Source organism: Kribbella albertanoniae (assembly GCF_004348455.1).
Classification (GTDB): domain Bacteria; phylum Actinomycetota; class Actinomycetes; order Propionibacteriales; family Kribbellaceae; genus Kribbella; species Kribbella albertanoniae.
In genome coordinates this window covers 1-24,462 of the sequence record NZ_SMKA01000120.1, presented here as the reverse complement: position 1 = coordinate 24,462, position 24,462 = coordinate 1, and the positions used below count along the sequence as shown (strand labels likewise).

The following is a 24,462-nucleotide window of genomic DNA, read 5'->3' as shown; positions in this document are numbered from 1 at the left end:
CCGCCGAACTGACCGGCGTACTGGGCACCTGGTGGACCGAAGGCTCCCCCTTCAACTTCACCGTCAAGGCCGGCGTCCTCCAAGCCAAGTCCCCCGCAGCCGCCGACTGGCAGGCCCCCGCCGTCTTCGACCGGATCGCCGAAGACACCTACCGCACCGTCTCCGGCCGCGAAACCGGCGAACTCCTCACCATCACCCGAGACACCACCGGCACCCCCATAAAGTTGCACTGGGCAACCTACCTCTGCACCCGCGAACCCCTGGCCTTCGCCGACATCCCCCACTGACCACAAGAACTGATATCGGTCCGCGTTGCCCCTTCTCAGCTCGTATACGAACTGAGAAGGGATAACAGGAGCTGATATCAGTTGGTGTGGTTGGGGGTCAGGTGCGGCGGCGGTAGGCGCGGATGGCCAGGGGGGCGAAGACGGCTACCAGGCCGATCATCCAGGCGAGGGTTACCAGCAGGGGTTTTTGGATGGGGCCGCCGCCCATCAGGGCTCGTTCGAGGTCTACCAGGTAGGGGATGGGGCTGACCTTGGCGAAGGCCTGGAGGAAGCCGGGCATGGTGCTGGTGGGGGCGAAGATGTTGCTGCCGAAGGTGAGCGGGAACATCACCAGGAAGGCGATGCCCTGGACGCCCTGGGCGGTCTTCATGGTCAGGCCGAGCCAGACCCAGATCCAGCACATCGCCAGGGCGAAGCCGAGCACGATGACGAGGCCCAGCAGGCCGTAGCCGAGGCCGTTGTCGAACCGGAAGCCGAGGGCGAACCCGGTCGCCATCAGGATCACGATCGAGAGCGTGTAGCGGACGGCGTCGCCGAGGACGGCACCGATCAGCGGTGAGATGCGGGCGATCGGGAGACTGCGGAACCGGTCGAAGACACCCTTGGCGAAGTCGTCGTTCAGGCCGACACCGGTACCCATCGTGGAGAACACGACGGTCTGGACCAGCAGCCCCGGGAGCAGGAAGGGCAGGTAGTCCCGCCAACCGCCGCCCTGGGCGATCGCTCCGCCGAAGACGAACAGGAACAGCACCAGGAAGATGATCGGCTGGAACGTCACGTCCGCCAGGGCTTCGGGGTTCTGCCGGATCCGGACGATGTTGCGCCAGGCCAGCGTCAGGCTCTGCTGCACCCAGGCGAACGGCCGCGACCGCTGCGCAGGTGCGGTCTCAATGGTTGCCGTGGTCATCGGCTTGCTCCTTCCAGGATGTCGGCCGGACGCTCTTCGGCGGCGTGGCCGGTCAGGGCGAGGAAGACCTCGTCCAGGCTGGGCAGTCGCAGCGCCAGTTCGGTGACCGCGATGCCGGCTTCGTCGAGGCGGCGGACCACCACAGGCAACGCCGTACCGTCGGTGACTGGTGCACTGACAAGGGCGTTGACGACGTCGACGCTCGGTCGGACGCCGACCGCTTCGGCGACGATCGCGGCCACGCGCTCGAGGTGGGCAGGCTCAGACGGCCGTACGTCGAGGGTCTGCTTACCGGCCTGTGCCTTCAGCTCGGCCGGACGGCCGGATGCGACCACGTGACCCTTGTCGAACACCATCAACGAGTCGGCCAGTGCGTCGGCCTCCTCGAGGTACTGCGTGGTGAGCAGCACCGTGGTCCCGTCCAGGACGAGGTCGCGGATCGTCTCCCAGACGCCGTTGCGGGCGTGCGGGTCCAGACCCGTGGTGGGCTCGTCGAGGTACAGGATGCGGGGGTTGCCGACCAGGCTCGCGGCCAGGTCGAGCCGCCGCCGCATACCGCCGGAGTAGCCCTTCGCGATCCGGTCACCGGCGTCGATCAGCTCGAACCGTTCGAGCAGCTGCTCCGCCCGGCTGCGGGAATCCGCCCGGGACATGCCGAGCAGCCGGCCGATCATGACCAGGTTGCGGCGGCCGGACATGTCCTCGTCGACCGACGCGTACTGCCCGGTCAGGCCGATGATCCCCCGGACCTTGGCGGCTTCCCGGACGACGTCGTACCCGCCGACCGTTGCGTGCCCGGCGTCGGGACGCAGCAGCGTGCCGAGGATCCGGACCGCTGTCGTCTTGCCCGCACCGTTCGGCCCGAGCACCCCGAGTACTGTCCCGGTCGGGACAGACAGGTCGACCCCGGCCAGCGCAGTCGTGGTTCCGTATTTCTTGACCAAGCCGACCGCCTCGATGGCGACCTGGTTCGATGTAGTCATCGAGTTCCTCCCAGTTGACTCACTTCACTGGGATTACCGTCGCGCAGTGCGCTGGCACGGGGCTGGCGCTGCTCTGGCACGGCCAGGCCAGCGGCTGAGTTCAGCCTTTGAGCGGGACCACCTTGTTGGCCAGCAGCGCCTGGTAGGCCTCCGGGTTGTAGCGGGCCAGATGGCCACGCGCCCGGCGGCGGTACTTGAGGATCTGCCGGATGCCGATCGCCCACAGCACGTACTGGAAGGCCAGTGCGTACTTGAAGTCACCGATCGTCTGCGGAGCGCCACCGGACGAGGCGTCCAGCAGGATGCCGACCATGCCGATGCAGATCAGCGTGGCGATGAAGCCGCCGGTGTTCACCATCCCGTTGGCCGCACCGAACCGGGTGCTCGGGTTGAAGGTCCGCGCGTAGTCCAGTCCGAGCATCGACCCAGGACCACCAGCAGCCTGTACGACGATCAGCAGCAACAGCACGGGCATCGGGGCCTGCCCCGGCCAGACCAGTACGACGGTCCACATCAGCACGGAGCCCGCGATGACCGCCAGCACGATCCACGACCGGTAGAACGGGAACTTGGCGGCGTACCGGCCGACCAGCGGTCCGTAGCAGAGCCCTGCGAGCACCGGCAGGATGAGCATCGCCGCTGCAGTCCCTGGCGCAACGCCCTGCCCCTGCACAAGGAACGGGTAGCCCCAGAGCAGACCGAACGTGCTGCCGGAGAAGCTGGTGGTGAAGTGTGTCCAGAGACCCAACCGCGTGCCCGGCTCGTTCCAGGCCCGGCGGAGGTTCTTGCGGACCTCGGTGACCGATTGCTTGGCGCGCCGCAGCGGCTCGTCGTACGGGGTGTTCTTCATCAGCAGCAGTACGGCGATGCCCGCGACCAGGCTGAGCACACTGGCCCCGGCGAACGTCGGCGTCCAACCGAAGGCATGGAACGCAGCAGCCATCGGAGCGGTCGAAACGATCGCACCGATACCACCGAGCATCCCGGTCGCCTGAGACATCACCGGCTGCCGCAGTGCGGGGAACCACGCCATGACGACGCGCAGCACGCTGATGAAGACCAGTGCGTCGCCAACACCCAGTACGGCGCGCGCTGCGAGCGCGGCCGGGTACGAATCGACCATGCTGAACGCGGCCTGCGCCACGAACAGCAGTCCGGACGCAGCGATCAGCAGGCGCTTGGAGCCGTACCGGTCAAGCAGTACGCCGACCGGCACCTGCATGGCGGCGTACACAGTCAGCTGTACGACGGTGAAGCTGGCCAGCGCGGATGCGGAGATGTCGAACCGCTCTGCGGCCTGCAGGCCGGCCACACTCATGGAACCGCGGTGCAGCACAGTGACCAGGTACGTGAAGACAGCAGTGGCCCACACCGCCCAGGCACGCCGTCCGCCCAGGGGGAAGAGGAGTTCGGTCACCGAATGCCCCGCAGATCCGCCGCGGCGGAATCGATGTGGGCGACGACCAGCTCGCGGAACCGCTTCACGCTGTTGCCACCGAGCGCGTCGATCATCTCCTGGTGGTCGACGATCGACCTGTCCATCCGGCTGGGCTCCATCTCGATCCCGGGCACGCCCATCCGGACCTGACGATCGCGCAGGCTGTTGTACAGCTTGGCGAGAATCTCGTTGCCTGCGGCACCGACAATCGCCTCGTGGAAGGCCCGGTCGGCCTCCAGGAAGCTCTTGGTGTCACCGGCCTTGCGGTGCGCCCGCATCTCGTCGACACGCGCCGACAACCGCTCGATCAGCTGCTTGCGCCGCGGCCAGACCTTCGCGGCCGCATGCGTCTCGATCAGCTCGCGGGCCTCGAGGACGTCGTTGATCTCCTGCGGCAGCACCGGCAGCACCAGCGCGCCCTTCTTCGGGTACAGCTTGACCAGGCCGGACTCCTCCAGCCGCAGCAACGCCTCCCGGACCGGAGTGCGGGAGACCCCGACCGCAGTGGCCAGCTCGCCCTCCGTCAGCAGCTCCCCGCCGGGGTAGACCCGGTCCAGGATCGCTGCCTTCACATACGCGTACACCCGCTCGGCGGCCGGGATCTTCTCCACACCCGGCGCTGCCTCGACGACCACCCGAGCGATCTCGGCGGTTTCATCCCCCAACTCGAACTGCACAACCCCACCCTAAAACGCTTCCAGTATCTCTGTTGTATCTATCCTACACCCACAGGCAATCCACTGCCTGTCCCCAACTTCTCCACGAGTTATCCACAGGGTGATCCACATGATGTGGGTAACTGAGCGTGAACTGCCGAACCATCGGTAGTGACAAACGCAGGGTTTCCCCTGTCTTGCGAACAAACTGGACCACTTGTCAGTCCGGCGCTTTAGAGTCACGGTTGTCGAGCGTCTGGGCCCGTCCGTTCCAGACCCCGCATCTCTGGAGGCAGCGTGACCCATCTCTTCCGCCCAAGCCGGTTGTCCGCCGGTCTGGCCGCCACCGCTCTCGCGGTGACCGCACTTGGCGCCACCGCCGCGAGCGCCGTACCGGCTCCGCTCGCAGCCGCTGCCGAGCCCGGCCCGCTAATGAACTACGTGGTGAACACCAAGGCCTCCCCCGGCCACATCCGCAAGGTCGAGAACGCGGTCAAGGCCGCCGGCGGCACCGTCCTGGTCTCGTACCGGCAGATCGGCGTCGTCGTCGCGCAGTCGACCAATGTGGACTTCAAGGCAGCGCTCAAGTCCGGTCGTGACGGCCGAGAGGTCCAGTCGGTCGGAGCCACCCGTACGGCGGCTGTCACCGACGGCACGACGGCTGCGGCAGCATCGACTATGTCCGGCCCTGCCGCCGAGCGCGAGGTCGTGGGAGCTCCGGTTCCGGACCCGCGAGAGAACGAGCAGTGGGACCTGACCCAGATCAAGGCTGACCAGGCGCACGCGATCACCGACGGCTCCCGCCGCGTCCTGGTCGGGATCAACGACAGCGGTGTCGACGACACCCACCCCGACCTGGCGCCGAACTTCGACGCCGCCAACTCGGTGAACTGCACGGCCAACGGCGTAGCGGACCGCACCGAGGGCGCCTGGCGGCAGACCACCAGCGCGCACGGCACGCACGTGGCCGGCACGGTGGCGGCGGCGCGCAACGGCGTCGGCATCGTCGGCGTGGCCCCCGGCGTACGGATCGCCTCGGTGAAGGTCGTCAACGACGACGGCTATATCTTCCCGGAGTACGCGATCTGTGGCTTCATCTGGTCGGCCGAGCGGCACATGGACGTCACGAACCACAGCTACTTCATCGACCCGTACATGTTCTGGTGCAAGGACAACGGCGACCAGGGCGCGGTCCAGGAAGCAGTACGGCGGGCCGCCGCGTACTCGACCGATCGTGGCGTCCTCGCGGTAGCGGCGTCCGGTAACTCGAACTACGACCTGGCCAACAAGACGGTCGACAACAGCAGCCCGAACGACTCGACCCCGACCCCGCGGACGATCGACAACAACTGCCTCGACATGCCGACCGAGCTCCCGCACGTGCTCACGGTGGCCTCCACCGACAAGGGCGGCGCCAAGAGCAGCTTCTCGAACTTCGGCCTGAACAAGATCGACGTCGCCGCCCCCGGCCGCGCGATCCTGTCCACCGTGCCCGGTGGCGAGTACCGGACGATGAGCGGTACGTCGATGGCCTCGCCGCACGTCGCCGGCGTGGCAGCCCTGGCCAAGTCGGCGCACCCGTGGTGGGGCCCGCTGCAGATCGAGGCCGCACTGCGCAAGCAGGCCGACGACACCGCCTGCCCGGCCGTGATCGACGCGCGCTGCACCGGCACCGTTCAGAACAACGCGTTCTTCGGTGAAGGCAACGTCGACGCCCTGGACGCCGTCAAGCGCGGCTACTAACCCCCTGATCGGAGTGGGGGTCTCCCGCCCGGGACCCCCACTCGCTCATTCCAGACTGATCAGCACGATGCCGGCCACGACCACCGCGGCCGCGATCGCCCGCCGCGGACCGAACCGCTCGCCGAAGAACACGGCACCGATGATCGCGCCGAAGATGATGCTGGTCTCCCGCAGCGCCGCGACCGCGGCCAGCGTGCCCCGGGTCTGCGCCCACAGCACCAGCCCGTAGGCCACCATCGACACCACGCCACCGCCGATCCCGGACAACACAGCTGCTCGCGGCTGCCGCAGTACGGCGGTCCCTCGCCAGGCGACCACGACGAGCGGCATCACGAAGCCCTGCAGCATGAAGACCCAGCCCATGTAGGTCAGCACCGGCATCTTGTGCACCGCGAGCCCGTCGACCACCGTGTACGCCGCAATCGTCAGCCCGGTGCCCGTCGCAGCCGCCAACGCCGGCAACTGCCGCCGCCCGGGCCGTCCGATGAGCACCAGCCCGATCAGCCCGGCCGAAACCAGCAGCACGCCCGCCAGCACACCCACGGCCAGCGTCTGCTGCAGGACCACGATCGACACCACGGCCACCACCCAAGGCGACGTACCGCGGGCGAGTGGGTACATCTGGCTGAACTGCCCCAACTCGTACGACGCCAGCAGCCCACCCAAGTAAGCCAGGTGCAGCACGGTCGACCCCAGGATGTAGCCCCAGGTATCCGCTGGCGGCAACCCCTGGATGAGCACCATCGTCAGCCCGATGGCCCCCGCGGTGATCTCGAACAACGCCAGCCCGGCCATCCGATCCACCGCTCCATGCGCCATCGCATTCCACGTCGCATGCAACACAGCAGCCGCCAGCACCACCACCAAGACCAGCACAGCTCTACCTTCTCATGAAGGCTGCAGTTGGTCCGGACCAATAAGTCAGAAGCCGCCACCGCCGGCGTCTCCACCGCCACCACCGTCGCCGCCGCCGATCCCGCCGCCGTCGTGACCGCCGCCGCTCCAACCCCCACCCCAGGCGCCACCGCCGGGATCAGCTTGGGCGTCGAACGAACCCAGGGCGATGTAGCTGGCACCGGCACCGGCCGCGAAGTACCCCCGCCCGTACGGCGCGATCGCGGCACCCGCCTCCCAGTACGGCACCCGTCGGCTACCGATGACGACGTACCGGACCTCCGGTTCGTCTCCAGCCTTCAGGCGGGCCGCGTCCTGTGCACACGCCGGAACCTTGCGCGTGCCACGGCCTGGCTGGTTCCACACCACATCGGTCGTGGACGGCCCGTGCTGCGGATTGAAGAAGCACGGCACCCGCCGCTCCGGAACCGGCTCACCGGCGACCCGCGCCCGAACACAGACAATGGCGTACCGCCCAGTCGCCAGCGCATCAGTCACGGCACTGATGTCAGCGGCCGACTTGACTCCGCCGACCGCCCGCTGCGCAGCCTCGTAGGCATCCAGGCCGCGCTGATACTCGAGCCGGGTCTCCCCATCGAGGTGCTGGCCGTCCACCCTGGCGCCGAGCCGAGTGAGCTCCTCCCCGAGCAGCGTCACATCCTCGTCGGCCAGCTTCCGCACCTGCTCCAACTCCGCGGCATCGCCCCGCCGAGCGGCACGCCGGTCCCACAAATAACGACCGGCGACAGCCAGCCCGCCCCCACCCAGCAAAGCCAGCAACCAGGTCATGCGCCAAGAATAGGGTTTGTCTCGGCTCAGAGCGACGGCGCTGACCTGTACCTGCAACTTCGATCTATCCATCTCGTAGGCAGCTTCCAGCCGGACCCGGACGTCCTCGAGCGTCGCGTGGCCGGCTTGCCAGACTCCGACCCGCCAGATCGCCGACCCGATCGCACGGTGCCGGAACATCGTGGGCAGGGCCGCCTCCTCGTCCGCCGACAGGTCCGTGAAGGCCGCGTACCCCCGCCGGAACGCGGTCACCTGGCCAGGAGTGGGCTGGCGGAGTGCTGTCACCAGATCGGCGAACCGTAGGTCGATCCCGGCGACCTCGAAGTCCAGTACGGCGCTCACCCGGCCCTCGTCGACCAGCAGATTGCTGAGGCCGAAGTCGCCATGGACGATCTGAACGGGGAGGCGTTGCCGCAGTTCCTGCATGGTCAGATCGATCTCGGGCGCCCGCGTCGCCAGCCATTCGGTCGCAGCACCCGGAAGTTCACGCCGGAGCAGTCCGAACAGGTCGGTGACCTCCGGGCGGACGGTTTCCAGCGGCCGCCGCCAGTCCGTGGGTGCGAGCTCAAGGGGCAGGTCCGCCAGGGCGGCACACAGCTCACCCGCTGCCCGCCCCGCCAGCTCCATCTCGCGTTCCGACCGTGCCGGGTGGACGCCAGGCAGCTGACGGCAGAGGGTCACCAGGCCGAGCGGCGTCGCGACCGCTGTCCTCCCGTCCGTCGCCGGAATCGGAGCCGGTACCTCGAAGGACAGTCCGCGCCGCGCCAGCTCCAGCAGCAGGCGGTGCTCGGCGGCTACCTTCGTCTGATCGGCAGTGCGCTGTACGCGGAGGACGTAGCGGTCGGCTCCGAAGCCCAGGAGCCGTACCCAGTTGTTCGTCCCGTTCGACGGCGACGAGATCTCGCTCGGCGTACCGAGACCCCAGTTCCTCAGCAGTGCTTGCAGGTCGGGGGCCACGCCGCCGAGTCTCCCCGACGGTCGCGGCCTCTCGCCAACCATTTGTCAGGTGCAGGTGACCTCGGGGCTGAGCCAGTCGGCGTGATCGAAGTCGACCGAGCCGGCGGAGTCGAGACGGAGGTCGAGGGTGGTGACGTTGGTGAGATCAGCAGTCAGCGGTACGACGGCCCCGGCGCCGGTGGCATCCGCCTGAGCCAGCCGCGTGCCGTCGCCCCAGACCTCGAAGTGGACCTGACCGCGGTCACCGACCTCGTCGTCGATGCCTACCGACATGGTGAGGCTCGAGCAGCGCTTGCCCAGGTGGAAGGTGATGGATCCATTGGCGTGCGCCCCGAGACCGGAGGGGTACACAGAGCCGGCCACGGTCAGCGGCTGGCCGTCACCGGCGGGCTGCTCGCCGTTGGAACGGTTGCGCTCCACCGGACCCCAGCCGTTGCTCATGGACGTCCACGGGCGGTCGGCGAGCTTGGACTTGCCGACGGGAGGCGGCGTACCGACGCAGGTGAGTTCAGGGGCCAGCCAGTCGGCGTGGTCGAAGTCAGGCGAGCCCTTCGGGTCAACAACGAGCTCCACAACCTGTACGCCGGTCAGGTTGGCGTTGAGTGTGACAGCGCCACCAGCACCGGTTGCCGTGGCCTGAGCGAGCCGAGTGCCGTCACCCCAGATCTCGAACTGCACTTCACCCCTGTCAGCAACCTCGTCATCGATACCGACCTTGGTGGTGAGCTGTGTGCACTGGGCGTCCAGGAAGTACCCGATGCGCCCAGGTGCGTGTGTACCAAGGCCTTTCGGGTACACCGTGCCCGCAACGGTCAGCGGCTTCCCATCACCGGCAGCCTGCTCACCAACACTCAGGTTGCGCTCCACCGGCCCCCACCCGTTGTCGGCGAAGACCCATGGCCCGTCGGAGAGCGTCGTACGGCCAACTGCTGGTGGATTCGCCACTACGAACCTGCCGGCTCCAGAGGCGGACTGTGCGCTGCCGTTCCACGTCCAGCTCGCGTTGGTGGTCAGAGCGACCGGTCCGAGTGCTGGCTGGTTCGCAGCGAGATGCCAGGTGACCGAGCCGGTTTGGCCGGCGCCGACCGTGCCCAGCTGGGTCGGACCGTCCGGAGTGGCCGTCCACGGGGCCGGTGCGGTCAGTGAGATCTGCGCACCGGTCACAGCAGTCGGACCGTCGTTGTGCAGCTGCGTCTGTACGTCGACCCGGCCCTCGGTCGACACGTAGGCCTTCGTCGGAACGGCCTCGGGCACAACCATCGGGGCGACGTCAGCCGCAGCACCAGGGGTCACCCGGAACATCGCAGCATCGTGTGCACCGACCTGTGCCCGCACATTCACAGCAGAGGCTCGTACGGCGTTACTCCACAGCTCTTTCACCGTGTACGCCGATGCTGCGGGCAATCCGAGCGCGGATGCCGTCGTACTGATGGTGGTGACGTTCGGCGAGCGGTTGAGCAGAACGACTGCGGCTGAGCCGTCGGACAGCTTCTTCGACCACACCTCCACGTCACCGTCGTCCCGGAGCTTGGCACCCTGCCGACCGGCCCAGTCCTGGTTGACCGCGACCACGTCGGGATCGGTGAGCAGGTCGCGGGTCGACGCGGGCATTGAGCGCAGGTCGTTGCCAGCAATCAGAGGGGAGTTGATGATCGACCAGAGGCTCATGTGGGCACGGCTCTCGGCGTACGTGAGACCGCTGTTGCCTACCTCGAGCATGTCGGGGTCGTTCCAGGCATTCGGTCCGGAGTACTGCTCGAGTCCGACCTGCTGGTCGAGCAGGGACATCACACTGGACCAGTTGTTGGCGATGTCGCCGGTGGTGCGCCACATGTGACCGCCGGCGTTGGCGCCCCAGAGCCATGGCTGGTTCTGACCCCATTCACAGATGCTGTAGAGGATCGGGCGGCCGGTGGCCTGCAGCGCATCGGCCATGGTCTTGTAGCGCGTCGTGGCCGGGATGCCGTTCTGCTCACCGCAGTTGTCGTACTTGAGCAGGTCAACGCCCCAGCTCGCCCACGACTGCGCGTCCACCGTCTCGTGCCCGAGGCTGGCCGGCAGCCCCTGGCAGGTGTGCGAGCCGGCCGACGAGTAGATGCCGAGCTTGAGACCACGGGCATGCACGTAGTCAGCGATCGCCTTGATCCCGCTCGGGAACCGAACCGGATCAGCCTGCAACCGCCCGCTCCCATCCCGCTGCGGCGCCATCCAGCAGTCGTCGATGTTCACGTACTCGTAGCCGGCCGCCGCCATCCCCGACGAAACCATCGCATCGGCGGTATCGCGGATCAGCGCCTCGTTGATGTCACACGCGAACGTGTTCCAACTGTTCCACCCCATCGGTGGAGTAGGCGCAAGATCCGGCTTCGCCAGCGAAGCGGCCTCCGCAGTCACCGGCGGCGAAACAACAGCACACAAGGCCAAGGACAGCAGCAAGGCAAGCAGACGTCGGCGCATGGCGAACTCCAACCGTGGGCGGGGCGGCACTCACTGCGATGGAAGCTACACGCCACGTCACACCCCCGACAAGACACCAACCCCCACAACCCAACACATTCCGCCACCATCAAATGGTCTCGGCCGCGGATGCGGCCGGAGCCAACAACCGAACCCCGGCCACCACTGGTGGCCGGGGCGGGGGGTTAGAACATCAGGGCTCGGGCTGGGTCTTCCAGGATGCTGGCTACGTCGGCCAGGAAGGTTGAGCCCTTTTCGCCGTCGATGAGGCGGTGGTCGAAGGACAAGGCCAGGGTGGTGATCCAGCGGGGGACGATTTCGTCGTTGACGACCCAGGGCATCTTGCGGACGGCGCCGAAGGCGAGGATTGCGGCCTCGCCGGGGTTGATGATCGGCGTGCCCGCGTCGACGCCGAAGACGCCTACGTTGGTGATCGTGAACGAACCGCCGGCCTGGTCGGCTGGTGAGGTCTTGCCTTCGCGGGCGGTGGCGACGAGTTCACCCAGGGCCGCGCAGAGCTCCGGCAGGGTGAGGGTGTCGGCGTTCTTGATGTTCGGGACGATCAGACCACGCGGGGTGGCCGCGGCGATGCCGAGGTTGACGGCGCCCTTGTAGACGATCTCCTGCGCTGCCTCGTCCCAGGCTGCGTTGATGATCGGCGTACGGCGAGCTGCCAGGGTGACGGCCTTCGCGACGATCAGCAGCGGCGAGACCCGGAGGTCGCGGAACGCCTTGTCCTTCTTGAGCCGCTCGACCAGCTCCATGGTGGCGCTGACGTCGACGGTGATCCACTCGGTCACATGCGGCGCACTGAAAGCACTGGCCACCATCGCCTGCGCCATCACCTTCTGCACACCCTTGACCGGCACGCGGGTATCACCCCGCCCGCTCACCACAGGAGCAGCCTCGTACGCCGGTGCCGCCGGAGCAGCCACGTGTCCCTCGACATCAGCCCGAGTGATCACACCACCAGGCCCAGTCGGAGCAACCGCTCCAAGATCGATCCCCAGATCCTTGGCGAGCTTCCGCACCGGCGGCTTGGCCAGGACATGCACCGAACCGTTGCCCACAGCAACTGGTTCAGATTCGGGTACGACAGGCGCCGGAGCCTCGACCACAGCCGGCGTACCGCCCTTGCGGGGGCGGCGTTTGGCTTCGGTGGCTCGAGGCCCGTAGCCGACCAGGTTCGCCGTACGGCCGCTGTCGGCTGGCTCGGCCGGGGCGGCGGCGGGCTCGGGGGCATCGGTCAGTACGGCGATGATCGGCGTACCGACGTCGACCGTCTCGCCCTCGGGGACCAGCAGCTCCTGCACGGTGCCGGCGAACGGTACCGGGAGTTCGACCAGGGACTTGGCGGTCTCGATCTCGACGATGGTGTCGTTGAGTTTGACCGTGTCGCCGACCTTGACCTTCCAGCTGACGATCTCGGCCTCGACCAGGCCTTCACCCACGTCGGGGAGGTTGAACCGTTGGATGGCCATCAGTACCCCATCACCCGGTCGATACCGTCCAGCACCCGGTCCAGGTCGGGCAGGTACTCCTCCTCCATCCGCGACGGCGGGTAGGGGGTGTCGTACCCGGTGACGCGCAGGACCGGCGCCTCGAGGTGGTAGAAGCACTCCTCGGTGACCCGCGCCGCGATCTCCGAGCCGGGGCCGAAGGAGAGCGTGGCCTCGTGCACGACGACCGCGCGCCGGGTCTTCTTCACCGAGGCGAAGATCGTCTCCAGGTCGAACGGCGAGATGGTCCGCAGGTCGACGACCTCGAGGTTGCGTCCGTCCTCGGCCGCGACCTCGGCGGCCTGCAGGCAGGTCTTCACCATCGGGCCGTAGCAGAACAGCGTGGCGTCGGTGCCTTCGCGAGCCACCTTCGCCTTGTGCAGCGGCAACGCGGGCGGGACGGACTCGTCCAGCTCAGCCTTCTCGTGGTAGCGCCGCTTCGGCTCGAAGAAGACGACCGGGTCGTCGGAGGCGATCGCCTGCTGGATCATCCAGTACGCGTCGACCGGGTCACCGCACGTCACCACCTTGAGCCCGTTGACGTGGGCGAACAGCGTCTCCGGCGATTCCGAGTGGTGCTCGACCGCACCGATCCCACCGCCGTACGGGATCCGGATCACGACGGGCATCCGGATCTTGCCCATCGACCGGTAGTGCATCTTCGCGACCTGGTTGATGATCTGGTCGTACGCCGGGAAGACGAACCCGTCGAACTGGATCTCGCAGACCGGCCGGTACCCGCGCAGGGCGAGCCCGACGGCGGTGCCGATGATCCCGGACTCGGCCAGCGGGGTGTCGATCACCCGGTCCTCGCCGAAGTCCTTCTGCAGGCCTTCCGTGATCCGGAAGACCCCGCCGAGCTTGCCGATGTCCTCACCCATCACGAGGACCTTGGGGTCGGCCTCCATCGCGGCCCGCAGGCCGGCGTTGATGGCCTTGCCGAGAGTGATCTTCGCCATCGCTCAGCCCTCCCCTTCGAACGACGCCGCGTAGGCGGCGTACTGGTCGCGCTGCTCCGCGAGCTGCGGGGTCTCCTCGACGTACACGTGCTTGAAGAAGTCGGTCATGGCCGGGTCCGGCAGTGCCAGACAGCCGGCCCGCAGCTCGGCGGCGACCTTGTCGGCCTCGGCCTCGACCTCGTCGAAGAAGTCGTGGTCGACTCCCGCGTACCGGGTCAGGTAGGCGTGCACCCGCTCGATCGGGTCCTTCAGCTTCCAGTGCTCGAGGTCCTCGGACAGCCGGTACTTCGTCGGGTCGTCGGAGGTGGTGTGCGCACCCATCCGGTAGGTGTAGGCCTCGATCAGCGTCGGGCCACTACCTTCCCGGGCCCGCTTCAGGGCCTGCTGGGTGACGGCGTACGTCGCGAGGACGTCGTTGCCGTCGACGCGGACACCGGGGAAACCGAACCCGGCCGCGCGCTGGTACAGCGGGATCCGGGTCTGCCGGTCGATCGGCTCCGAGATCGCCCACTGGTTGTTCTGGCAGAAGAAGACGACCGGGGCGTTGAAGACGGAGGCGTAGATGAAGGCCTCGTTCACGTCACCCTGGCTGCTTGCGCCGTCGCCGAAGTACGCGATCGTCGCCTCGCCCTCATCGGCGTCACCGACGGCATGGTCGCGCTGCTGACCCATCGCGTACCCGGTCGCGTGCAGCGTCTGGGCGCCGATGACGATCGTGTACAGCGCGAAGTTGTTGTCCTTCGGGTCCCAGGCGCCCTGGTCGACACCGCGGAACAGGCCGAGCAGGTTCAGCGGGTTGACCCCCTGGCAGAAGGCCACGCCGTGCTCACGGTAGGTCGGGAAGACCATGTCCTTCTTGTTCAGCGCCCGGCCGGAGCCGATCTGCGCTGCCTCCTGGCCGAGCAGCGACGCCCACAGGCCGAGCTCACCCTGACGCTGCAGGGCGGTCGCCTCGGAGTCGATCCGGCGGACCAGAGTCATGTCCCGGTAGAAACCCTTGACGACCTCGTCGTCCAGGTCGAAGGAGTAGTCCGGGTTCTCGACGCGCTCACCTTCGGGCGTCAGGAGCTGGACGAACTCGACCTCTTCGGGAGCCTGGGATGGGCTGACCGGCACCTCGACGGGTGCGAACACTTCCGGGGGAGTCCCCGGCACCGACTCACTCACATGCACTCCTCGGGTTCGAGCGCGGGATCGCCGCGACCGCAACGTTGCACGGGCCCGGCCGTTCCGCCGGGTGAGGCTTCGCAGGCAGGACCGCATGGATCCAGGGGTTGATGCACAGCACTTGCGGCACACCGTACCGAGCAGGTGCCTGATGCGCTAACAGTCTGGACGCTGGTGGGTACGCCGGTACCCAAATCGGTCTCGACACGAGACACCAGTCCACCCACTGGTCAGGTTTTTCGCCTCCTCACGCCCGCCTCCCAGTCCCCACACGCCCGATGTGACATGCGCCACCCGTCTTTTACCCCTGGCAGGAAAACCCTTGCCCCTGGCAGGAAAGCTCTTGTTCTCACCGCCCGACGCCTCTAGCGTAAGTATCGTCTTTGCATAACGCCCCTGACGCTCCGGAGGTACTTCCATGGCCGCTCCCGCTCCGGTCGCTCCAGCCGTCGGCGGCCGGACGGCGTCCAGCGCGATGATCTGGTCGGCGCTCGCGATCGTGTACGTCGTGTGGGGCTCGACGTACCTGGGTATCCGGGTCGTGGTGGAGGCGGAGATTCCGCCGATGCTCGGAATGGCGAGCCGCTTCCTGGTGGCCGGGGCCCTGCTGGCCCTGATCCTCGGCCTGAAGTCAGGCTGGCGCCGGCTGCGGATCACCCGCCGCGAGGCGTTCGGCGCCCTCGTCGTCGGGCTGCTCTTACTTGCCTTCGGCAACGGTGCGGTCGCGATCGCGGAGCAGACCGTGCCCTCCGGGCTGGCTGCACTCCTGGTCGCCGCGACACCACTGTGGCTGATGGCGCTGCGGGTCGGTGGCGGGGAACGCCCGCGCGGGCTGACCTGGCTCGGCGTACTGATCGGGTTCGCCGGCGTCGCCGTACTGGCGCTGTCCGGCGGCAATACCTCCGCGAAGCCGCTCTCGATCGCCCTGATCGTGATCGGCACGATCTCCTGGGCGACCGGCTCCCGCTTCTCGCCGCGGCTCGGACTACCGAAGGACCCGCTCGTCACCGCGCTCTACGAGATGCTCTTCGGCGGTACGGCGATGGTCCTGCTCGGCGTGCTTCGCGGCGAGCCCGGGCGGTTGCACCTGGACCGGATCCACGGCAGCGGCTGGATCGCACTCGGCTACCTGATCCTGTTCGGATCACTGCTGGCCTATTCGGCGTACTCATATCTACTGGCGAACGCACCGATCTCGCTGATCAGCACCTACGCCTACGTGAACCCGGCGGTCGCCGTACTGCTCGGCTGGCTGATCCTGAGTGAGCCGCTGACCTGGCAGATCCTGGCCGGCGGCGCGGTGATCATCTCCGGGGTCGCTCTGGTCGTCACGGCGGAACGGAAAAACCCGGGCCCCTAGGGGACCCGGGTCTCCCACCGCTGCCGATGCGCGCGGCAGCGGGCATGAGTTGCCGGGCGGCGCGCCCTGCCCCGAAAAAACACGGCGCGAAACTCCGGCAATAGTTCCGACGATTTCCGATTCATCGTGGTATCGCCCATTCGACGGCCACCGAGCCCATCGACGACAATCTTCCGAATCACCGAACTTTTCCGTCACCCGCGCTGACTCAACGACGGACCCATGGACCGGTTACGGGCCACCCCGACACAACTTCCCGGCGATTTATGTGCTGCGTCAGGCATCACATTACAGCTGGATTATGACCCGAATAGCTGACAAAAAAGTTTGTAACCGGCCTTGCCAGGTGTCGTTACCACTAAGACGATCCCGTCAAACCCGAAAGGAAACCTGGCACAATGCAGGTAACTCGTAAGATCGCCGCCGCCGCGGCTGTGGCGACTGTCGCCACCCTCGGCCTGGCCACCGTCGTGAGCGCCAACGTTCTCGACGACACCCAGAAGAAGGCTGAGGTCGGCGGCCTCGCCGACGCGGCGTCCGTTGCTTCCAAGGGCTACGGCCACGGTGGCGGCAAGCAGTGGTACTGGGTGAAGCGTGACGGCGGCCTCGTTGGCGTCGACAACAACGTCATCGGCCCGTTCCAGGCCTGCCACAACCAGGGCTCGGTCGCCGGCATCGGTGCTGCGGGCAACGCTGACGACGTCCTGGCGATCATCGGCTGGGACAACAACGGCAACTCGGTCACCGCCGTCAAGACCTGCGAGCAGGGCACCAAGCAGAACAACGGCAACAAGTGGTACCGCATGAGCAACGACCTGGTGTCGGTCTCCGACAACAGCGTTGGCCCGTTCCAGGCGTGCCACAACGACGTCGCGGTCGCAGGCATCGGCGCTGCCGGCAACATCGGCACCATCGCCGGCATCCTGGGCTTCGACAACAACGCGAACGCCATCGACTCGCTGAAGACCTGCGAGCAGGCCACGTCGCAGAACAACGGCTGACCTTCTCCCTGGTCAGTGATGCAGGACCCGAACGAGCCACCTCGGTGGGGTGACTGATTCGGAAGCACTACCGGCGGCGCCGGGAGAAAGCCTCACTCCTCCCGGCGCCGCACTCATGCCGGCCCTCGTCCCAGCGCGGGCCGGTTCTTTTATGCCTTCTTCCAGGCGCAGGCGACCTTGAGGAACAGGTCGTTCGCCTCGCGCTCGCCGATGCTGACGCGCACTCCGTCACCCGGGAACGGGCGGATCGACACGCCCTCGGCCTGCACCGCAGCGGTGAACTCCAGGGTCTCCTCGCCGAGGTGCAGCCAGACGAAGTTCGTCTGGGTGTCCGGCACCCGCCAGCCCGCGGCCCGCAGCGTCTCGACGACCCGGGTCCGCTCGGTCACCAGCTCCTCGACCCGGGCGAGGAGTTCGTCCTCAGCCCGCAGCGAGGCGAGCGCAGCAGCCTGCGCGATGAAGCTGACCCCGAACGGCAGCGCACACTTGCGGATCGCGTTGACGACCGGCGGATGGCCGATCGCGTACCCGATCCGGAAGCCGGCCAGGCCGTAGGCCTTCGAGAACGTCCGCAGTACGACGACGTTCGGGTGGTCGCGGTAGACCTCGACCCCGTCGATGACCTCAGGGTCCCGGACGAACTCGCGGTACGCCTCGTCGAGCACGATCAGCACGTTGGACGGCACGGCCTCGACGAACGCGAGCAGTTCGTCGCGGTGCACGACGGGTCCGGTCGGATTGTTCGGCGTACAGACCAGGACGACCTTCGTCCGGTCGGTGATCGCCGCCTCCATGGCCTTGAAGTCATGCCGGGCGTCCTCGGTCAGCGGAACCTGGACGGACGTGGCTCCGGTCAGCTGGACGGCGATCGGGTACGCCTCGAACGAGCGCCATGCGTAGACGACCTCGTCACCGTGGGTGACCGCAGCCTGCAGCAGGTGGTAGAGCAGCGCCACCGAGCCGGTAGCGACCGCGATGTCCTCGCCCGGCACCTTGAACCGCTCCGACAGCGCCTCCAGCAGGTCGACCGCACCCATGTCCGGGTAGCGGTTCATGTGCTGGGCAGCGTCAGTCGCGGCCGCCAGCACGCCTGGCAATGGCGGATACGGGTTCTCGTTGCTGGACAGCTTGTACGACGGCCTGCCGTCGGAGGCCGCGGGCGGACGACCGGGCTTGTAAGCCGCGACATCGTCCAGGCAGGCGCGGAAGCGCAGGCCCGTAGGGAGTCCTTGGTCAGGAGTCATAGCCGCAGGTTAGTCCTGACACCCCGGTCCTGCCAGACCCTGCCGAGTGGTGTGACGAGAGCCGTATTGCGCGACGGAAGACTTGCCTGCACACTGACTGATTGTCGGACAATCAGGGAATCTTGCAGTCGTGGAGGGGCGTTCATGGGACAGCCGCTGGAGTGGGGTCGCCGCTATCTGATGGTCCGCCCGGACCACTTCCGGATCGACTACGTGATCAACCCCTACATGTCGACGCAGGACCAGCCCGACGCCGAGCTGGCACTGAAGCAGTGGGACGCGTTGCGGCAGGCGATCGTCGACGCCGGCGGCGAGGTCGAGGTGCTGGCACAGCGCCCGGACTCCCCCGACATGGTCTACGCGATGAACCTCGGGCTGGCCACCGCGGACGGCCGCGCGATGCTCTCGCACATGCGCTTCGAGCCCCGGCGCAGGGAGTCGCTGACCGCCGCTGACTGGTTCGTCGGCCACGGCTTCGACCTCGGCCGGACCGGCCGTGACGACGTCGGGCCGCACTTCGAGTCCGGGGACGCGTTCGTCTTCGGCGACAGCCTGGTCGTCGGCTACGGCCCGCGCACCGAGGGCGAGGCGCTCAAGCACCTGGCGACCGAGTGGGACATCCGGGTCCGCGGGCTGCGGATCGCGCACGAGGGGATGTACCACCTCGACCTGCCGTTCTGCCCGGTCGACAGCACGACGGCGATGATCTACCCGCCCGCCTTCGACGCCGCGAGCCAGGCCGAGCTGGCCGGCATCGTCCCGGACCCGATCGTGCTCACCGACGAGGAGGCCTTCGCCTTCAGCGGCAACTCGCTGGTGGTGAACGAGACGATCATCATGCCGGCCTGCTCACCGCGGCTGCGCGAGATCTTCACCGGCATGGGCCTGCGCGTCGTACTGGTCGACCTGAGCGAGTTCCACAAGGGCGGCGGCTCTGCCCGTTGCATGACCAACCCGCTCGACTTCCCCCTCACGGCCATCACCACCCCAGGCGGCGAACTCCACCTACCGCTCTGACAGTTACTTGATCGTGGTGTAGATGATGTCGAGGGTAGCTGGGTCCCAGCCGTTGGACGTGATCCAGTAGAGCGCGTTCTTCTTGCCGTCCGCGGTGTACGTCGCGATCCGGATCGACAGTGCCTCCGGGTTCTGCGGGTCGCTCTTGGACGTGGTGTAGTCGACCTTGTAGCCGCGTCCGAGGTGCGGAAGCTGCTGGATGATCGGGTAGCGCGCCACGATCCGGCGCTGGCCCTCGTCGAAGTTCCGGCCGGCCTCGGCCTCCAGCTCGCCTTGGGCCTCGGGGTTGTTCCGGGCCCACTCGCGGCCCTCGGCGCTGTTGGCGTACAGGTACATCTTGAGGCTGAGCTCGTCACCGCTCCCGGCGGTGAAGGTCGTGGAGTACGACTGGAAGCCGCGGCGCTCGCCGGTCAGCGTGTGCCGGCCGGACTTGACCTTGATCTCTCCGGACGCGTCGACCTGCTGACCGTCCAGCGTCAGGGTCAGGTCGTTCGGGATCCTGGTGACACTCATCGTCGCGCCCCTGTCCCGGAAGATCAGGAAACTGCCGAGCACCACGATGACGACCACGAGCACGACGGCGCCGATCAGCATCCGGCGCTGGCCTTCGCTCTCCATCTGGCGTCCCTCCTCAAGACTTCTTGTCCGGACCGGCCGGAGCGTTCTTCAGCCGGAACACAGTGAACTGGCCACCCACGCCGTAGAGGTGCTCGGCGTACGGGACGTGGCCGCCCAGCGATCCGGAGGCCGAGTTGTACCCCTTGCCCTCTTCACCCCACGGCCCGACGTAGAGGTAGGTGTGGCCGGGGCCGTTGAGGATGTCACCCGGCTTCATCCCGCCGGGCGGCTCGCCGTGCCAGGAGTCGTACTTGCCCGACGTCTTCATGTACTCGAACTGGGCGGGGGTCCACACCTCGGGAAAGTCCGGGTCCGCCCCGCTCATGTGCATCACGGTGGCGACGAACCGGCCACAGTCGGTGTAGGCCTGGTAGCCGTTGGGGTCGTTGAACTTCTTCATCGCCGCGACGAACTCCGGCTTCGCGACCTTGGCGTCACCGTCGTTCGACCCGGTGTGGTTGTACCCCGGGCGCTGGTTCGGCCAGGCCAGGTTCTTGGCGACGGCGGCGATGTCGCCGCTGCCCTCGGCGCAGGCGGTGGCTGGAGTGGCGCCCGGATTCGCGCCCGGGCTGCTGCCGGCGAAGGTGTTGAAGACCAGGCGGGCGGCCGTCTTGCGGTCGGCGTAGGTCTGGCTGTTCGGGTCCCCGTGACCGGCGAACCGCTCGTAGTAGTGCCCGAACGCGTACGCCGCCGCCTCCGGCGTGGTGGTCTTCTTGAGCTGGTCGCTGGCCGGCTTCTCGTTGGTCTGCAGCTCCTTCAGCAGGAAGGCGAGCTGGTGCTCGAGGGTGCCGATCGTCTCGTACGGAACGCCCTGGGCGCGGGAGGCCTTGATGATCTTGCTGGCCGGCGTCCACTGGACGATGCCCCAACCGGCCGAGTTGTTCTCGGCCTGCTGAGCCGTCGTCTCCTTGCCCTCCGGGGTGTCCTGCAACTGCAGCGGCCGGACGCCGTAGGACTCCTCGACCATGTTGCCGACCGCACCGGCGGACTGCTCCTTGGTGTAGCCGTTGCTGACCAGGAAGTTGAAGGCCTTCTGCTGGTTGTCGCTACCGATCAGCGGACCCGAGCCACAGCCGCAACTGCCACCGGCTGCCGTCGGGGGGTCGCCGAACGAGTCCTCCTTGGGGTCGGTGTTGACGAGCTTGCCGTTACCCAACTGGTCGACCCAGAGCTCGAAGTGCAGGTGCTCGCCGCTCGCACCATGCTCCTCGTCCCCGGAGCCCGACGTACCGATCTGCTGGCCGCGCTCGACCTTGTCGCCGACCTTGACCGACATGTCGTGGAAGAACTGGTAGTGGAACTCGACGGCCTTCTCGTGCCGGATCCAGATCTGGTTGTCGGCGACCTTGATCACCTCGCCGCTGTCGACGGCGTAGACCGGGCTCTTCTCGTCGACGTCGAAGTCGAGGCCCTGGTGGTCGTCGGACCACTCCTCGTCGACCTCCTTCTCGTCGGTCGGCCAGGAGAACGGCTTCACCTCACCGGTGGACCCGCCGCAGCCGGCCGCCTCCGCGTCCGGCAGGCTCATCAGGCTGCCGACGATCAGGGCGATCGCGATGATCAGCGGCAGCAGGAAGACCATCAGCGCGCCACCGAGGAGCAGCGGGCCCTTGTTCTCCATCCGGCTCTCCTCGCGGCGTGTCGGGGCGGCAACTACACAGCAGATCTTCTCTCAGATCGAGGTCATTGTGTCGTGAGTTATCCACAGGTCGGCCCGCGCACCGTGCCGCACGCGACAACGACGGCCGATTGGAAGAGAATCTTTCTATGTACGAACGGCTGCGGGTAGACCGCTCGACCACCGTGGACCGGGTGGTCGACGCGCTCCGCTCCGCACTGTTCGCCGGCGACCTCGAACCCGGTACGCCGCTCCGCGAGCAACCGCTGGCCGAGGCGCTCGGCGTCGCCCGCAGCACCGTCCGCGAGGCGATGACGATGCTGGTCACCGAGGGGCTGGCGATCCGCGAGCCGAACAAGGGCGTCAGCGTCGCGATCCTGCACCCAGCCGCGGTGGCGGACATCTGCAACGCCCGGTTCGTGCTGGAGTCGGCCGGGGTCCGCGCCTGGTTCGACGCCGACGACGATGCCCGGGAGCAGGTCCGGACGGCCATGCGGACCTTCGCCGCGACCGCCCAGGACGGCGCTGACCCGGAGGCGATGACCGAGACCCACCTGGCCATCCACCGCAGCCTGGTCGCCCTGACCGGCAGTGAGCGGCTGATCGCTACCCAGGACTCGATCACCGGCGAGGCCCGGCTCGCCCTGGCCCGGGTGGACGCGCTGCGCCAGGACGCCCGCCAGCAGGTCGCCTCGCACCGCAAGCTGATCCGTCTGCTGGAGCGCGGCGAGCTGGACGAGTGCGTCGAGGAGCTGCGCCGCCACCTCGCCGGCGCCGAGGAGTCCCTCCTCGAGGCCATCGCGACCCCGCCGACCTAAACCTGGTGCAGTCCCTCGGCGGTGACGTCGTAGGTCGCACCACCCACCCGGAGCCCGCGGAGTCGCGCCGACGGATCCAGTGCGGCAACTCGCGGTTCTGCGGTGACCGTCCCGTCCAGACCGACCTCAACACCGAAGAGGCCTTCCAGGACGAGCGACACCCAGGCACCGGACGAGGAGCACGCCCAGTCGATCAGGTACGGGTCCTGCGGCGGAGCCTTCCGAGCACCGCCCGCCATCAGCGGTGCGCCCTCCTCGACGAAGTGGGCCTGTCCACACGGTCCCTGGTTCGCCGAGCGCGCCAGACCGGGCAGCCAGTCCAGTACGACGTCCGTCCGGCCGAAGGCGATCAGTGCGCGAGCCGCATCAGCCGGCCAGGCTGGGTAGGCGCCGTTCCACTGGTGATCCGGGCGCAGGCTGAAGGACGCATCCGCGTCGTACGGCGACAGTGCCCGCATCCACGTGGGTGTCTGGAGCTCGCGCTGGAAGAACGCCACCATCTCCGCCTGCTGGGACTCGGACAGGTCGCCGGCGATCGTCGTACCGATGATGTTGAAGTCGTAGCAGTGCCGGACCGGGACCAGCTCGCCGTCGGGCTGGCGTGCGGACCAATGGCCGGCACCGTCGACGTACAGCTCCTTGACGTGGCCGGCGAGCTCGTCGGCCTCTTTCAGCAGGTCCTGGTTGCCGGTGATCTCGGCCGCGACCCGCAGGCACCAGACGTTGGCTGCGTTGAAGCTGGCTACCTCGTGCACGTAGCTGCTGACGCACTCCAGCAGGTTGTCGATACCGCCGTAGTCGGCCAGAGCGTGCTTCCCGCGCAGACCGCGCCAGGCGGTCGCCCACTCGACCACGTGATCGGTGACTGCGGGACTCAGCAGGCTGGAGTCCCCGGTGAAGCGCACGTAGTCGCGGACCAGGCGAGTCATGGCGAAGTCGTTGACCGAGTACCACTGGCCGACGGGTCCACCTGTCAGCCACTCGGTGCCGAAGTGCTTGTGGATGTCGAGGTCGATCCAGTGCTCAATGTGTCGTCGCATCGGCACCGGGTCGAGCAGTGCGTGGGTGAGCGACGAGAGGCTGTAGTCCCAGATGAACGTGGTGGTGGCCCAGTGCCGCGGCATCAGAGTGTCGTAGGCGCGCCCCAGGACACTGGCCGGGTTGTCCCGGCGGAACCAGATCACTCCCAGCACGCCCCACCAGTACAGCTTCTGCAGAGCCTCGTTGCTGGTCTCGAGGACGGGGAGCGAGCCACTGAAGCCGTCGCTGTCCGGGTCGAACGCGTCGGACAAGGCCATGTCCCACACGCCTTCGGCCACAGCGATCACTGCCGGTACGTCGGAGGCACACACCTCGAAGTGCGTCTCCGCCTCGGTCAGGTCGCGGGCCAGTACGTGCACATAGCTCATGCGGCCGTGGCCCTGAGCGTCCAGCACGAGTGTGGTCTTCAGCATCGCTCTGTCGACCTCAGCCGGTACGTCGAGGCCCTGCAGGCTCACTGCGGAGCCGGACTCGCCGACACCGAGCACTCGGTCGCCCACCGCGTGCAGAGTGTTCGACTCCGACGGCGGCATGTAGTTCGACCAGCCGCCAGTCGCACCGGTCGCTGTGCTGGCCAGGGTGAGTCCCAGCTCAACTGAGCGGCCCGGAGCGCCGGTGACCTCGAGCTGTACGACGACTGCCGGGCGGCCTGGTGCACAGGCGGTTGTGGTGCGCAGAGTCAGCCCGTCGACAGTGGTCGACCGCACCACGTGGTCAGGGCGCCACACCACCTCCACGGTGCCGCCGTACGAGCGGACCAGCCGACCGTCGACGTACAGCTGGCCGGTGATGCAGTCGCCATGTGAGTACGGCGGGAAGTTCACACTGCGGATCGCGAACACGTCCAGGTCGACCTGCGCCGTTCCGAGGAAGTTCGTCAGACCAGGCGGGTTGAACATGTCGTCGTACGTGTGGGTGAGGACATCGCTCGCGAGATCGGCTGAGCGCGGGATGGTCATGTGGGGTCGGCCCAATCGGTGTTCGGGAGTAAGGGGTACCAGTCGGGGCG

Annotated in this window: 20 protein-coding genes; 6 read left to right on the top strand and 14 right to left on the bottom strand. The window is 67.6% G+C overall.

Going from position 1 to position 24,462, the window contains the following annotated elements:
* Positions 1–287: DUF7586 domain-containing protein (locus E1261_RS23845; protein ID WP_420814022.1), on the top strand; the 287-nt coding region annotated here is incomplete at its 5' end.
* A gap of 97 nt (positions 288–384) precedes the next feature.
* Here E1261_RS23845 and E1261_RS23840 read toward each other — a convergent pair.
* The 4 genes from E1261_RS23840 to E1261_RS23825 all read right to left on the bottom strand — a co-directional run bounded on the left by E1261_RS23840 (position 385) and on the right by E1261_RS23825 (position 4,292).
* Entirely contained in the window at positions 385–1,194 is an 810-nt protein-coding gene (locus E1261_RS23840; RefSeq protein WP_132410068.1) for an ABC transporter permease, read from the bottom strand.
* Positions 1,191–2,177 (bottom strand): ATP-binding cassette domain-containing protein, encoded by a 987-nt coding sequence (locus E1261_RS23835; protein ID WP_132410066.1) that lies wholly within the window; start codon positions 2,175–2,177, stop codon positions 1,191–1,193. Before E1261_RS23835 ends, E1261_RS23840 begins: the two co-directional genes overlap by 4 nt.
* Positions 2,178–2,277: 100 nt before the next feature.
* Positions 2,278–3,594: an MFS transporter gene (locus tag E1261_RS23830; RefSeq protein WP_132410064.1), complete on the bottom strand. Its 1,317-nt coding sequence runs from the start codon at positions 3,592–3,594 to the stop codon at positions 2,278–2,280.
* Positions 3,591–4,292: a GntR family transcriptional regulator gene (locus E1261_RS23825; protein WP_238176393.1), complete on the bottom strand. Its 702-nt coding sequence runs from the start codon at positions 4,290–4,292 to the stop codon at positions 3,591–3,593. Before E1261_RS23825 ends, E1261_RS23830 begins: the two co-directional genes overlap by 4 nt.
* A 276-nt stretch (positions 4,293–4,568) precedes the next feature.
* On the opposite strand from E1261_RS23825, the gene E1261_RS23820 reads away from it, so the two are divergent.
* The gene (locus E1261_RS23820; RefSeq protein ID WP_202874975.1) at positions 4,569–6,014 is read left to right on the top strand and encodes a S8 family peptidase; all 1,446 of its coding nucleotides are present in this window, start codon (positions 4,569–4,571) and stop codon (positions 6,012–6,014) included.
* 45 nt (positions 6,015–6,059) lie between these two features.
* Here the strand turns inward: E1261_RS23820 and E1261_RS23815 are convergent, their stop codons facing one another.
* The 6 genes from E1261_RS23815 to pdhA form a co-directional block, all read right to left on the bottom strand.
* Entirely contained in the window at positions 6,060–6,890 is an 831-nt protein-coding gene (locus tag E1261_RS23815; protein WP_202874973.1) for an EamA family transporter, read from the bottom strand.
* 45 nt (positions 6,891–6,935) lie between these two features.
* Complete coding sequence (locus E1261_RS23810; RefSeq protein ID WP_165952633.1) at positions 6,936–8,654, bottom strand: phosphotransferase enzyme family protein; 1,719 nt, start codon at positions 8,652–8,654, stop codon at positions 6,936–6,938.
* 45 nt (positions 8,655–8,699) lie between these two features.
* Positions 8,700–11,111, bottom strand: coding sequence for an NPCBM/NEW2 domain-containing protein (locus E1261_RS23805; protein WP_132410060.1), 2,412 nt, complete (start codon positions 11,109–11,111; stop codon positions 8,700–8,702).
* Positions 11,112–11,296: 185 nt separating this feature from the next.
* Positions 11,297–12,592 carry a dihydrolipoamide acetyltransferase family protein gene (locus tag E1261_RS23800; protein ID WP_132410058.1) on the bottom strand — a complete coding sequence of 432 codons (1,296 nt, stop codon included), beginning with the start codon at positions 12,590–12,592 and terminating at the stop codon, positions 11,297–11,299.
* Positions 12,592–13,569 carry an alpha-ketoacid dehydrogenase subunit beta gene (locus tag E1261_RS23795; RefSeq protein WP_132410056.1) on the bottom strand — a complete coding sequence of 326 codons (978 nt, stop codon included), beginning with the start codon at positions 13,567–13,569 and terminating at the stop codon, positions 12,592–12,594. Before E1261_RS23795 ends, E1261_RS23800 begins: the two co-directional genes overlap by 1 nt.
* Positions 13,570–13,572: 3 nt before the next feature.
* Entirely contained in the window at positions 13,573–14,736 is a 1,164-nt protein-coding gene (gene pdhA / locus E1261_RS23790; protein ID WP_132410054.1) for a pyruvate dehydrogenase (acetyl-transferring) E1 component subunit alpha, read from the bottom strand.
* A gap of 418 nt (positions 14,737–15,154) precedes the next feature.
* On the opposite strand from pdhA, the gene E1261_RS23785 reads away from it, so the two are divergent.
* Together E1261_RS23785 and E1261_RS23780 are read left to right on the top strand one after the other, a co-directional pair.
* Positions 15,155–16,096: an EamA family transporter gene (locus tag E1261_RS23785; protein WP_132410052.1), complete on the top strand. Its 942-nt coding sequence runs from the start codon at positions 15,155–15,157 to the stop codon at positions 16,094–16,096.
* A 398-nt stretch (positions 16,097–16,494) separates the two neighbouring features.
* Complete coding sequence (locus E1261_RS23780; protein ID WP_132410050.1) at positions 16,495–17,097, top strand: hypothetical protein; 603 nt, start codon at positions 16,495–16,497, stop codon at positions 17,095–17,097.
* Positions 17,098–17,246: 149 nt separating this feature from the next.
* On the opposite strand, the gene hisC is transcribed toward E1261_RS23780, so the two are convergent.
* Positions 17,247–18,341: a histidinol-phosphate transaminase gene (gene hisC, locus E1261_RS23775; protein WP_132410048.1), complete on the bottom strand. Its 1,095-nt coding sequence runs from the start codon at positions 18,339–18,341 to the stop codon at positions 17,247–17,249.
* A 144-nt stretch (positions 18,342–18,485) separates the two neighbouring features.
* Between hisC and E1261_RS23770 the strand changes: the two genes are divergently transcribed.
* Entirely contained in the window at positions 18,486–19,358 is an 873-nt protein-coding gene (locus E1261_RS23770; protein WP_132410046.1) for a dimethylarginine dimethylaminohydrolase family protein, read from the top strand.
* Between the two features lie 3 nt (positions 19,359–19,361).
* Here E1261_RS23770 and E1261_RS23765 read toward each other — a convergent pair whose 3' ends face one another.
* The gene (locus tag E1261_RS23765) at positions 19,362–19,976 is read right to left on the bottom strand and encodes an S-layer protein (protein ID WP_132410044.1); all 615 of its coding nucleotides are present in this window, start codon (positions 19,974–19,976) and stop codon (positions 19,362–19,364) included.
* 13 nt (positions 19,977–19,989) lie between these two features.
* Positions 19,990–21,597 (bottom strand): phage tail tip lysozyme, encoded by a 1,608-nt coding sequence (locus E1261_RS23760; protein ID WP_132410042.1) that lies wholly within the window; start codon positions 21,595–21,597, stop codon positions 19,990–19,992.
* 146 nt (positions 21,598–21,743) lie between these two features.
* On the opposite strand from E1261_RS23760, the gene E1261_RS23755 reads away from it, so the two are divergent.
* The gene (locus E1261_RS23755) at positions 21,744–22,412 is read left to right on the top strand and encodes a GntR family transcriptional regulator (RefSeq protein WP_132410040.1); all 669 of its coding nucleotides are present in this window, start codon (positions 21,744–21,746) and stop codon (positions 22,410–22,412) included.
* Here the strand turns inward: E1261_RS23755 and E1261_RS23750 are convergent.
* Positions 22,409–24,412, bottom strand: coding sequence for a glucosidase family protein (locus E1261_RS23750; RefSeq protein ID WP_132410038.1), 2,004 nt, complete (start codon positions 24,410–24,412; stop codon positions 22,409–22,411). The genes E1261_RS23755 and E1261_RS23750 overlap by 4 nt on opposite strands.
* Between the last annotated feature and the right edge of the window lie 50 nt (positions 24,413–24,462).

What these genes read in the sequence shown, in the direction of transcription:
- E1261_RS23770 (WP_132410046.1), top strand. Translation starts at nt 18,486, where the DNA reads ATGGGACAGCCGCTGGAGTGGGGTCGCCGCTATCTGATGGTCCGCCCG.
- E1261_RS23800 (WP_132410058.1), bottom strand. Translation starts at nt 12,592, where the DNA reads ATGGCCATCCAACGGTTCAACCTCCCCGACGTGGGTGAAGGCCTGGTC.
- E1261_RS23760 (WP_132410042.1), bottom strand. Translation starts at nt 21,597, where the DNA reads ATGGAGAACAAGGGCCCGCTGCTCCTCGGTGGCGCGCTGATGGTCTTC.
- E1261_RS23750 (WP_132410038.1), bottom strand. Translation starts at nt 24,412, where the DNA reads ATGACCATCCCGCGCTCAGCCGATCTCGCGAGCGATGTCCTCACCCAC.
- hisC (WP_132410048.1), bottom strand. Translation starts at nt 18,341, where the DNA reads ATGACTCCTGACCAAGGACTCCCTACGGGCCTGCGCTTCCGCGCCTGC.
- E1261_RS23755 (WP_132410040.1), top strand. Translation starts at nt 21,744, where the DNA reads ATGTACGAACGGCTGCGGGTAGACCGCTCGACCACCGTGGACCGGGTG.
- E1261_RS23765 (WP_132410044.1), bottom strand. Translation starts at nt 19,976, where the DNA reads ATGGAGAGCGAAGGCCAGCGCCGGATGCTGATCGGCGCCGTCGTGCTC.
- E1261_RS23795 (WP_132410056.1), bottom strand. Translation starts at nt 13,569, where the DNA reads ATGGCGAAGATCACTCTCGGCAAGGCCATCAACGCCGGCCTGCGGGCC.
- E1261_RS23840 (WP_132410068.1), bottom strand. Translation starts at nt 1,194, where the DNA reads ATGACCACGGCAACCATTGAGACCGCACCTGCGCAGCGGTCGCGGCCG.
- E1261_RS23785 (WP_132410052.1), top strand. Translation starts at nt 15,155, where the DNA reads ATGGCCGCTCCCGCTCCGGTCGCTCCAGCCGTCGGCGGCCGGACGGCG.
- E1261_RS23835 (WP_132410066.1), bottom strand. Translation starts at nt 2,177, where the DNA reads ATGACTACATCGAACCAGGTCGCCATCGAGGCGGTCGGCTTGGTCAAG.
- E1261_RS23805 (WP_132410060.1), bottom strand. Translation starts at nt 11,111, where the DNA reads ATGCGCCGACGTCTGCTTGCCTTGCTGCTGTCCTTGGCCTTGTGTGCT.
- E1261_RS23780 (WP_132410050.1), top strand. Translation starts at nt 16,495, where the DNA reads ATGCAGGTAACTCGTAAGATCGCCGCCGCCGCGGCTGTGGCGACTGTC.